8 protein-coding genes and 1 pseudogene are annotated in these 10,688 nt (G+C 65.2%); 5 read left to right on the top strand and 4 right to left on the bottom strand.

Annotated elements, in window-relative coordinates; all coding sequences use genetic code 11:
- A partial coding sequence (locus tag B2V21_RS04585; RefSeq protein ID WP_286916151.1) for a sodium:solute symporter family protein occupies positions 1 to 1,979 on the bottom strand: 1,979 nt, incomplete at its 3' end.
- A gap of 257 nt (positions 1,980 to 2,236) precedes the next feature.
- Here B2V21_RS04585 and B2V21_RS04590 point away from each other — a divergent pair.
- The 3 genes and pseudogenes from B2V21_RS04590 to B2V21_RS04600 all read left to right on the top strand — a co-directional run.
- Positions 2,237 to 3,541, top strand: a pseudogene (locus tag B2V21_RS04590) (MFS transporter); the annotation flags it as partial.
- Positions 3,542 to 3,549: 8 nt separating this feature from the next.
- On the top strand, positions 3,550 to 4,563 hold the full coding sequence (locus B2V21_RS04595) for a WD40/YVTN/BNR-like repeat-containing protein (RefSeq protein ID WP_414708354.1): 1,014 nt from the start codon (positions 3,550 to 3,552) through the stop codon (positions 4,561 to 4,563).
- A gap of 17 nt (positions 4,564 to 4,580) precedes the next feature.
- Positions 4,581 to 6,944 carry an efflux RND transporter permease subunit gene (locus B2V21_RS04600; RefSeq protein WP_286916154.1) on the top strand — a complete coding sequence of 788 codons (2,364 nt, stop codon included), beginning with the start codon at positions 4,581 to 4,583 and terminating at the stop codon, positions 6,942 to 6,944.
- Here the strand turns inward: B2V21_RS04600 and B2V21_RS04605 are convergent.
- Positions 6,910 to 7,632, bottom strand: a complete 723-nt coding sequence (locus B2V21_RS04605) for a FadR/GntR family transcriptional regulator (protein ID WP_049861022.1) — start codon at positions 7,630 to 7,632, stop codon at positions 6,910 to 6,912. The genes B2V21_RS04600 and B2V21_RS04605 overlap by 35 nt on opposite strands.
- A gap of 72 nt (positions 7,633 to 7,704) precedes the next feature.
- A complete protein-coding gene (locus B2V21_RS04610; protein ID WP_049861021.1) occupies positions 7,705 to 8,175 on the bottom strand; it encodes a MarR family winged helix-turn-helix transcriptional regulator in 471 nt (156 codons plus the stop codon).
- Between the two features lie 215 nt (positions 8,176 to 8,390).
- Between B2V21_RS04610 and B2V21_RS04615 the strand changes: the two genes are divergently transcribed.
- Both B2V21_RS04615 and B2V21_RS04620 read left to right on the top strand, forming a co-directional pair.
- Positions 8,391 to 9,140, top strand: coding sequence for a sulfite exporter TauE/SafE family protein (locus B2V21_RS04615; RefSeq protein WP_049861020.1), 750 nt, complete (start codon positions 8,391 to 8,393; stop codon positions 9,138 to 9,140).
- A gap of 171 nt (positions 9,141 to 9,311) precedes the next feature.
- The gene (locus B2V21_RS04620; protein WP_286916155.1) at positions 9,312 to 10,013 is read left to right on the top strand and encodes a spermidine synthase; all 702 of its coding nucleotides are present in this window, start codon (positions 9,312 to 9,314) and stop codon (positions 10,011 to 10,013) included.
- Positions 10,014 to 10,040: 27 nt separating this feature from the next.
- Here the strand turns inward: B2V21_RS04620 and B2V21_RS04625 are convergent.
- A partial coding sequence (locus B2V21_RS04625) for a crotonase/enoyl-CoA hydratase family protein (protein ID WP_286916152.1) occupies positions 10,041 to 10,688 on the bottom strand: 648 nt, incomplete at its 5' end.

A 10,688-nucleotide genomic window follows, 5' to 3' on the forward strand; every position in this document is an offset into this window, starting at 1 on the left:
GCCACCAGGCGCAGCGACTGATCGATCACGCTGATGCCCTGGGTGATGTTTTCGATCGCGCCCTGCAACAGCGCGCGGTTGAATTGCAGCACCTCGCTGGCTTCGTCGGCGATGCGCACCACGTCTTCGAGTTGCATGTCACGACCTTCGATGGCCGCCTTCACCACCGCGCGGGTCGACGAACTGCCCAGCACGCCCGCCAGCAGCCGTTCGGTATGGGCGATCCACTGGCCGTCGGCATTCTGGTTGGGATTGAAGCCCTTGCCCTGGCGATAGGCGTAGCGAAGAAAGCTCTGCCGCGCACGCTCCTCACCCACGAAGCGCGCGGCCAGGTTGAGCAGGTCGTTGATCTGCACCGCCAGCAGCGAGCGCCCATGGGGTCCGGCGTTGATCTCCTGACCGATGAAACGCCCGGCCTGCCAGTGCTCGCTGACACGGGTGCGCGACAGCACCGAAACCCAGGCGAAGAGGATGAAGTTACCGGCCAGCGACAACACCACACCTTGGGTCAAAGGGGTGATCGGCAAACCGAAGGGGTTGCCGTGGATCCAGGCAAGGCCGGGAAAGAGGTTCAGCGGCAGGTTCAGGCTGTGCGCCGCGACCGGCAGCACCAGGGTGTAGAACCAGAGGAAGATGCCCACCGCCAGCCCGGCGAAAACCCCGCGCCGGTTGGCCTGCTTCCAGTACAGCGCACCGAGCATCGCCGGCGTCAGCTGGGTCACGGCGGCGAAGGCAATCTGGCCGATGGTGGCCAGGCTGGCGGTGGAGCCGAGCAGGCGATAGCTGACATAGGCCAGCAAGAGGATCACCACGATGCTCAGCCGGCGCACGCTGAGCATCCACTGGCGAAACACTTCGAAAGGCCGCTCCGCACTCTGCCGACGCAGCAGCCACGGCAGCAGCATGTCGTTGGAGACCATGGTCGACAGCGCCACGCTGGCGACGATGACCATGCCGGTGGCCGCCGACGCGCCGCCGATGAACGCCAGCAAAGCCAGGGCCGGATGGGCTTCGGCCAGGGGCAGGCTGATGACGAACGAGTCTGGAATCACCGAGCTGGGCAGCAGCATCTGCCCGGCCAGCGCAATCGGCACCACGAACAGCCCGGCCAGGATCAGATAGGCGGGAAACACCCAGCGTGCCAGGCGCAGGTCCTGCGGGTCGGTGTTCTCCACCACGGTGACGTGGAACTGCCGGGGCAGGCAGAGGATGGCCATCATGGCCACGCCGGTCTGCACCACCATCGAAGGCCAGTTGATGGTTTCCTTCCAGTACGCTTCCAGGCGTGGCGCCAGCATGGCTTGATCGAGCAGGTCATCGAAACCGTCGTACAGACCGTAGGTGACGAAGATGCCCACGGCCAGGAATGCGAACAGCTTGACCAGCGCTTCGAAGGCGATGGCCAGGACCATGCCGCGGTGGTGCTCGGTGACGTCGAGTGTGCGCGTGCCGAAGAGAATGGTGAACAGCGCCAGCACCAGGGTCACCACCATGGCGGTGTCCTGCACGCGGGTGCCGGTGGCGTCGGCACCGGCACCGATCAGCAGGTTCACGCCCAGCACGATGCCCTTGAGCTGCAAGGCGATGTAGGGCAGCACACCGATCAGGCAGATCAGCGCCACGACTACCGCCAGGCTCTGCGACTTGCCGTAGCGCGCCGCGATGAAGTCGGCAATGGAGGTGATGTTTTCCTGCTTGCTGATCATCACCATTTTCTGCTGCACCCAGGGCGCCAGCAGCATCAGCAGTACCGGCCCCAGGTAGATCGGCAGGAACGCCCAGAGCTGCTCGGCCGCCTGGCCCACCGCGCCGAAGAACGTCCAGCTGGTGCAGTACACCGCCAGCGACAGGCTGTAGACCCAGGCGCGCACCCGTGGCGGCAGCGGCGCGCTGCGGCGGTCGCCATAGAAGGCGATGGCGAACATCACGGCCATGTAGGCCAGGGCAACGGTGGCGATCAATCCGCTGGACAACGACATCGATGACTCCGGAACGGGACGGGCAGGCGCCCATCGCAACGGGCATCCGCCAGTCTCGCACGGCAGGCGCTGCGACGTCAGTGCCGACCATGGTCGCAACCGCTGTCATCCAGTTGGGCGATGGACGGTATAGGGTTATGCTGTGCGCCGACGAAGACACCTCTCAAGTGCAGGTCATGAATGCCGTACAGGGCCTCGTCGCCACGTCACACTACCCCCATGGCCAGCCCACCCGGCATCATTCAGGGACAGGATCGATGAGTCAGCAGTCGCAGTTCGCCTTGCTCGGCAAGCGCCGTTTCCTGCCGTTTTTCGTGACCCAGGCCCTGGGTGCCTTCAACGACAACATCTTCAAGCAATCGCTGATCCTGACGATCCTCTACAAGCTCGCCATCGAAGGCGACCGCAGCGTCTGGGTCAATCTCTGCGCGCTGCTGTTCATCCTGCCGTTCTTTCTGTTCTCGGCGCTGGCCGGGCAGTTCGGTGAAAAATTTCCCAAACACCGCTTGATCCGCGCCATCAAGCTGGCCGAGATCGTCATCATGGCAGTGGGCGCGGTGGGGTTCGCATTCGACCACCTGTGGCTGATGCTCGCCGCGCTGTTCGCCATGGGCACCCACTCGGCGCTGTTCGGTCCGGTCAAGTACTCGATCATGCCCCAGGCACTGCGCCCCGAAGAACTGGTCGGGGGCAACGGCCTGGTGGAAATGGGCACATTCCTGGCGATCCTGGCGGGCACTATCGGTGCCGGGGTGATGATGTCTGCCGCCAATCACGCCGGTGTCGTGGCCAGCGCCGTGCTGCTGGTGGCGCTGGCGGGCTATCTCGCCAGCCGTGCCATACCGCCGGTGAGCGCCGCCAATCCGGGCCTGGTCCTGGACTGGAATATCGCCCGGCAGACCTGGGTCACCTTGTGCCTGGGCCTGGGGCAGACCCGGGCGGTCTCGCGCTCGCTGATCGGCAATTCCTGGTTCTGGTTCGTCGGCGCCATCTACCTGACCCAGATTCCGGCCTACGCCCAGCAGTGGCTGGACGGTGACGAAACCGTGGTCACCCTGATCCTGACCGTGTTCTCCGTGGGCATCGCCCTGGGCTCGATGCTGTGCGAACGGCTGTCCCGGCACAGGGTCGAGATGGGCCTGGTGCCGCTGGGCGCGCTTGGCCTGACACTGTTCGGGCTGCTGCTGTGGTGGCATTCGAGCGGCCACGTGCCAGCGGCTGCGCCTCAGACCTGGATTGGGGCGCTGGGACAGGGTCAGACCTGGTGGGTCTTGCTCGACATTCTCGGCTTGGGCGTCTTCGGCGGCTTCTACATCGTGCCGCTGTACGCGTTGATCCAGTCGCGCACCGCCGCAGACCAGCGCGCCCGAGTGATCGCCGCCAACAACATCCTCAACGCGCTGTTCATGGTGGTGTCGGCGATCCTGTCCATCGTCCTGCTCAGCATGGCCAAACTGACCATCCCCCAGCTGTTTCTGGTGGTGTCGCTGGCCAACCTGGGCGTCAATGCCTACCTCTTCAGCGCCGTGCCCGAGTTCATCTCGCGTTTTCGGCTGTGGCTGCGCGGTCGGTGATCGCCCGGCGCGGGCCGCTGTCGTGGGGTCGGTTGGCGAGCAGCCTGCTCGGTGTGTGCCTGATCGTCTCGCAGGGCGTACTGCCAGCGTGCGCCGCAGACGACTACGCCATCGCATCGAGCCGCGCCGAACACGGCCTGATGCTGGACGTCGTCCAGGCCGGTCAGCGGTTGGTTGCCGTGGGTGAGCGTGGGCACATTCTGCATTCGGCAGACCGGGGCCTGACCTGGCAGCAAGCTCGCGTGCCGACCCGACAACTGCTTACCGCGCTGTACTTCGTCGACGGCCAGCATGGCTGGGCGGTGGGTCATGACGCGGTGATCCTGGCCACCTCCGACGGTGGTATCAGCTGGCGCAAACAGCACGAGGATCCAGACCGTGAAGCACCTCTGCTGGATGTGTGGTTCCAGGATGTCGACGACGGCTTCGCCATCGGTGCCTATGGCCTGGTTCTGCAGACCCGCGACGGCGGGCAGACCTGGAAAGAGGTCAGCGAGCGCCTGCCCAACGACGATCAGTACCACCTCAACGGCATCGCCATGATTCCGGACGGCGGTCTGTTCGTGGTCGGCGAGCAAGGCAGTCTGTACCGCTCCGCCGATGCTGGCGCGAGCTGGACCGCGGTGCCCAGCCCCTACACCGGCTCCTGGTTCGGCGTGATCGACACCGGACTGCCGCGCACTCTGTTGATCTACGGCCTGCGCGGCAGCCTGTATCGCTCCGAGGATTTCGGCGACAGCTGGCAATCGGTGGAGGTGAGCGACGCCCAGGGCGTGCTGGCGTCCGGCCTGGCCGGGGCGGCGCGGCTGGACAGTGGCGAAATCCTGCTGGTGGGCAACGCTGGCAGCGTCCTGCGCAGTCGTGACCATGGCCACCGTTTCAGCCTCTACCGCCGCGCCGACCGGCGGGCCTTGGCAGGCGTCACAGCGGCCGGACCGGATCGCTGGGTACTGGCCGGGCAGGGCGGGTTGGAACGCGTCGACGGCGACGGCGCGCCGGTGGCACCGTGACGGGCTCTCAAGGTGAGGTGCCCCAGCCTCCACCTGCGCTCGATGAGCAGCAAGGGTCGTGGCTCGAACGGCTGATCTTCAATCACCGTCCCGCCGTCATTGCCCTGTGCCTGCTGATCAGTCTCGTGCTGTGCTGGCAGGCCATTTTGATTCGCCCGGCCACCAGCTTCGAAAAGATGATCCCGCTGCAGCACCCGTTCATCGAGAACATGCTCGCCCACCGCGACGATCTCGCCCACTTGGGCAACAGCGTACGCATCGCGGTGCAGGCCACCGACGGGGACATTTTCCGCGCGGCCTACATGGAAACCCTGCGCCAGCTCCACGACGAAGTGTTCTACCTGCCAGGTGTGGACCGTGCCGGCTTGAAGTCGCTGTGGAGTCCCAGCGTGCGGTGGACCGAGGTCACCGAGGAGGGCTTCGCCGGCGGCGAGGTGATCCCGCAGCGCTACGACGGCACGACGGCGAGTCTGGAGGCCCTGCGCAGCAACGTGCTGCGCTCGGGGCAGGTCGGCCGCTTGGTGGCCAACGATTTTCGTTCGAGCATCATCGAGGTGCCGCTGCTTGAACGCTATCCTGATCCGCAACGTCCCGACAGGTTGCTGGCACTCGATTACCAGCAGTTTTCCCATCAGCTCGAAGATCGCATTCGCGAGCAGTTCCAGGCGCGCAACCCGCAGATCAAGGTGCACATCGTCGGCTTTGCCAAGAAGGTGGGTGATCTGATCGATGGCCTGATGAAAGTGGCCGCGTTCTTCGCCGTGGCCGTGCTCATCACGACGCTCCTGCTCTACGCATTCACCCGCTGCGTGCGCAGCACCGTGGCCGTGTTGACCGCGACCCTGGTGGCCGTGGTCTGGCAAGTGGGCCTGATGCATGCGATCGGTTTCGGGATCGATCCGTATTCGATGCTGGTGCCGTTTCTGATCTTCGCCATCGGCATCTCCCACGGGGTGCAGAAGATCAACGGCATCGCCCTGCACGCGAGCACTGCCGATGATGCGCTGACGGCCGCGCGACGGACCTTTCGGCAGCTGTTCCTGCCTGGAATGGTCGCCATCCTGGCCGACGCCGTGGGTTTCATCGCCTTGCTGGTCATCGACATCGGCGTCATCCGCGAGCTGGCGATCGGTGCCTCGATAGGCGTTGCGGTGATCGTCTTCACCAACCTGATCCTGCTGCCTGTGGTGATTTCCTACATCGGCATTCGGCCACGCGCAGTGGCCGACAGTGCGCGCGAGCAGGCTTTCTGGCGCGCCTTTTCACGCGTGGCCAGCCCGCGCGCGGCAGCGGTCTTGATCGTCATGGCAGTGCTGGTGGGCGCCGCAGGCCTGTGGTATGGCCAGAACCTGCAGATCGGCGATCTCGATCAGGGCGCGCCCGAACTGCGTCCCGATTCACGCTACAACAGCGACAACCGGTTCATCATCGATCACTACGCTACCCGCGCCGACGTGCTGGTGGTGATGGTCAAGACACCGGTCGAAGGCTGCTCGACCTACCCGACGATGGCGGCCATCGACGACCTGATGTGGACCCTGAACAACACCCCTGGGGTGCAGTCGACGGTTTCCCTGGTCAGTGTGGCGCGGCAGACGATCAAGGGCATGAACGAGGGCAACCTCAAGTGGGAAACGCTGAGCCGCAACGCGGCCGTGCTCAACAGTGCCGTCGCACGGGCAGAGGGTCTGTACAACGCCGACTGTTCGCTGGCGCCGATCCTGATCTATCTCGACGATCACAAGGCCCTCACCCTGGACCGCGTGGTGGACGCGGTCCAGGCGTTCGCCGCGCAACATGATCGCGACAACCTGCAGTTCCTGCTGGGCGCCGGCAATGCCGGAGTCGAAGCGGCGACCAATCAGGTCATCCAGGCCCGTGAGCCACAGGTCCTGATGCTGGTCTACCTGTGCGTCGCGGTCATGTGCCTGCTGATCTTTCGTTCCTTTGCCGCGACCCTGTGCATCGTTCTGCCGCTGATGCTGACCTCGGTGCTGGGCAACGCGTTGATGGCGTTCATGGGGATCGGCGTGAAAGTCGCCACCTTGCCGGTGATCGCCCTGGGCGTGGGCATCGGCGTGGACTACGGCATCTACCTCTACAGTCGTCTGGCCAGCCACCTGCGCGCCGGACTGCCGTTGCAGCAGGCCTACTACCAGACGTTGCGATCCACCGGGCGAGCGGTCCTGTTCACCGGGTTGTGCCTGGCATGCGGGGTGGTGACCTGGGTGTTCTCGGACATCAAGTTCCAGGCCGACATGGGCCTGGTGCTGACCTTCATGCTGCTGTGGAACATGCTTGGCGCCTTGTGGTTGTTACCGGCCCTGGCGTGGCTGCTGGTCCGGCCTACAGCGCTTCGGCCCGCCCCAGCACCACACTGAGTGCATTGCGTGCGTCGTCCAGCTGGACCAGCGTGGCATGCCTGGCGCCCAGGGCGTCGCGGTTCTCGATGGCGGTGAGGATCGCCTTGTGCCGCGGCAGCGCCAGCTCGTGCAGGTTGGGCCGCTGGTTGGAATGACGCAGGGCCTCGCGCAGCGCCAGCGACAGCATGTTGCACAGGTGCGCGAGCAGGTCGTTGTGGGTGGCGTCGGCGATTCGGCTGTGGAAATCCAGGTCGGGCTGCAGCACGTCGTCGACCGATCCGGCCGCTTCCATGCGCTGGTAGGCCTCGCCGATCGATGCGACCTCGGCGTCGGTGGCATGCTGGGCGGCCAGCGCCGCTGCTGCCGGTTCGATGATGGTGCGCACGCTGGTCAGCAGGGCGAAGAATTCGTTCTGCGGCGTGCTTTGCATGACCCAATGCAACACGTCCGGGTCGAGCATGTGCCATTCACGGCGTGGCTTGACCACCGAGCCCACCCGCGGCTTGGAGTACACCAGACCCTTGGCCACCAGGACTCGGGTGGCTTCGCGCAGCACCGGGCGGCTCACCGCATACTCTTCACACAGCAGGGCTTCGGCGGGCAGGCGGTCGTCGGGCTTGAAGCGACCGGAGACGATTTGCATCCCCAGTTCCTGGACGATCCGCGAGTGCATGCTTTTGCGATCTGAAGGCTTGCGATAATCCATGGGGCGCTTTCGGTCCTTGGGGCAGGTAATGCGCGATGATAGCACCTGCGCGCCAAGTATTCGGGCGGGCTGTCAGAGCCCTTGTTGCAGGTTCTTGCGCAACGACAGCAGGCTGGCCTGCAAGGCACGCAGCTCCGCGCTGCTGTGGCAACTGGCCTTGACGATGTTCAGCGGCACGGACTCGGCCTGGTCGCGCAGGGCCCGGCCCTGGGGCGTCAGCTCGACGATGACCACGCGTTCGTCATCTTTGCTGCGGGTACGGCTGAGCAGACCTTCGGCTTCCAGGCGTTTGAGCAGGGGCGTCAGCGAGCCGGGGTCGGTCAGCAGCCGCGTACTGATTTCGCCCACGGTCATGCCGTCTCGTTCCCACAACACCATCATGGTCAGGTACTGCGGGTAGGTCAGGCCCAGCGCTTGCAGCAGGGGTTTGTACACCTTGGTCATCAACAGCGATGTCGAGTACAACGAGAAGCACAGCTGATTATCCAGCAGCAGGCTGTCGTCCGCGGTGACTGCCCTGTCATGAGTGGATTCGGTGTTCATGCTGATCCTTTTTCCAATAGTGCGAGAGCATTGCGCGATTCGCCGATGGCAGGGCTGGCGGCTCGCTCGTTCCGTGATGAGGCTGCTGTTGATTTCGAGCTACAAACATCGCCCATAGTTCGTTCGAGGTTGTGCCCGACGTGCATGCCCATCGACGGCGGTCACACTGGTAGGATGCTCGGCTTGAGGGTGCACCCCGGATAGAGAGAGGCGGTATGTTCGAAACATTGCTCTACATTGCACTGGGTGCGGCGATGGGCACGCTGGGCGGCGTGTTCGGCATCGGCGGCGGCCTGATCGCGATTCCGGCCCTGGGCCTGCTGTTCGGCGTGGACCAGCAACTGGCGCAGGGCACGTCGCTGGTGATGGTGGTGCCCAACGTGCTCCTGGCAATGTGGCGCTACCACCAGCGTCGTCCCATTCCCTGGCGGCACGCCTTGCCCCTGGCCGTGGGTGGTCTGGTCTGCGCCTGGCTGGCCTCGATGCTCGCATCCGGGCTCGACCCGGGATCGATGCGAGTGGGCTTCGTGGTGTTCCTGTTGGCGCTGGTGGTCTACAACATCGCGCAGATGTTTCTACGGCCGGTCAGTGGCACGGGCGAGATGCGTCATGCCTGGCCATGGCTGGGCGTACTGGGTGGCTTTTCCGGGGTAATCGGCGGCTTCTTCGGCGTCGGTGGCGCTGTGCTGGCCACGCCGGTGCTGACCAGCGTCTTCGGCACCACCCAGATCATGGCCCAGGGCCTGTCGCTGGCCCTCGCTGCGCCGAGTACCAGCGTGACCCTGCTGACCTACGCGGTGCACGATCACGTCGACTGGGCCATGGGCATACCGATGGCCGTGGGTGGTCTGCTGAGCATCAGCTGGGGCGTGAAGATCGCCTACAGCCTGTCGGAAAAAGTCCTGCGGGGCAGCTTTTGCGTATTCCTGCTGCTGTGCGCGGTCCTGCTGCTGTTCAAGGTTTAGTGTTCAGGGTCTAGCTCGAATCGACCGCACGGGGTGCCCGGTTTCGGTGGATTAATGCCACAATCGGCGCTTCAATTCGCCGCGACGAGCCCTCAGGTGGAAGATCAAGACACCCTGCAACCCCGCGAACGCACCGAGCACGTACTGGCCGAGGTGCACGACGCCTGGGGCATGATCCGCGTGCTGGAAGTGGCGGACTACCGTTTCCTGGAGTTCGGTGACGCCATCGAGCAGAGCTGCACTTTCACCGCCGACCCCAGCTGGCTGGAGTACGACTACACACGGGCCATGCTGGTGGGCGCACTGTGCCATGCCGAACCCGAAAGCGCCCTGTTCCTGGGCCTCGGCGCAGGCACGTTGACCCAGGCCTGCCTCAAGTTCCTGCCACTCGAAGACGTCGAATGCATCGAACTGCGCCCCGACGTGCCCCGGCTGGCCATCGAATACATGGGCCTGGAAGACGATCCCAGGCTGTACATCCGGGTCGGCGACGCACTGGAACTGCTGCCCAGCGCCGAAACCGCCGACCTGATCTTCGTCGACCTGTATACCGATCACGGCCCGGCGCCCGCGCACCTGGCCTGGCGCTTTCTCGAACAGTGCCAGCAACGCCTGAACCCGCACGGTTGGCTGATCATCAACCAGTGGGCCGGCAACGATGGCAAGCCGCTCGGCGCTGCGTTGCTACGTGGGCTCTACCAGCGCCACTACTGGGAATTGCCGGTGAAGGAGGGCAACGTGATCGTGATGGTACCGGCCGATATCGAGCAGCAGCTGGACCTGCCCGGTCTGCGCCTGCGTGCCGAAGCCCTGGCGCCGCAGTTGGGCTATTCCCTGCAGAGCCTGATCGACCTGATCCGCCCGGCGACCTGAGACGCCGCGTCGACTCGATGCCCCCTGCTACTGGCCGACGAACACGGCAGGGCGCTGCTGCTGCATCGCCGCCAGGCCCTCGCGCGCGTCCTCGCTGGCGAACAGCCGTCCCGTGGTCGCTGCCAATTGGCGGCTGGCGGCCACTTCGCCGTCGCTGATCGCCAGGCGCGCCGACGCCAGGGTCGCCTGCACGCCCAGCGGCGCCTGCCGGGCAATCCGCTGGGCCAGGGCGAGCGCGTTGGGCAGCAGGTCCTCACTGGCCATGACTTCCTGCACCAGGCCCAGGCGCAGCGCCTCGTGAGCATCGAACTCATCGCCAGTGAGCAGCCAGCGCATCGCATTGCCCCAGCCGGCAATCTGTTGCAGGCGCAAGGTGGCGCCGCCGAACGGGAACAGCCCGCGCTGCACCTCCATCTGGGCAAAGCGGGTATTGCTGGCGCACAGGTTGATGTCGGCTGCGAGCATCAGCTCGATGCCCACGGTGAGGCAGTACCCCTGCGCCGCGACGATGACCGGTTTGCTGACCACCGGCCCGCCGGACACCCGCCAGGGATCGCAGCCGCCGGGCGGCACCTGCCAACCCTGGCTCAGACGCGTGCTCACCGCCGTCAGATCCAGCCCTGCGGTGAAATGCTCACCGTGGCAATACACCAGCGCCACCCGCGCCATCGGCTC

It is taken from the genome of Pseudomonas sp. UBA6276 (assembly GCF_002438365.1).
GTDB classification, from domain to species: Bacteria; Pseudomonadota; Gammaproteobacteria; order Pseudomonadales; family Pseudomonadaceae; genus Aquipseudomonas; species Aquipseudomonas coleopterorum.

What these genes read in the sequence shown, in the direction of transcription:
- B2V21_RS04615 (WP_049861020.1), top strand. Translation starts at nt 8,391, where the DNA reads ATGTTCGAAACATTGCTCTACATTGCACTGGGTGCGGCGATGGGCACG.
- B2V21_RS04620 (WP_286916155.1), top strand. Translation starts at nt 9,312, where the DNA reads ATGATCCGCGTGCTGGAAGTGGCGGACTACCGTTTCCTGGAGTTCGGT.
- B2V21_RS04605 (WP_049861022.1), bottom strand. Translation starts at nt 7,632, where the DNA reads ATGGATTATCGCAAGCCTTCAGATCGCAAAAGCATGCACTCGCGGATC.
- B2V21_RS04610 (WP_049861021.1), bottom strand. Translation starts at nt 8,175, where the DNA reads ATGAACACCGAATCCACTCATGACAGGGCAGTCACCGCGGACGACAGC.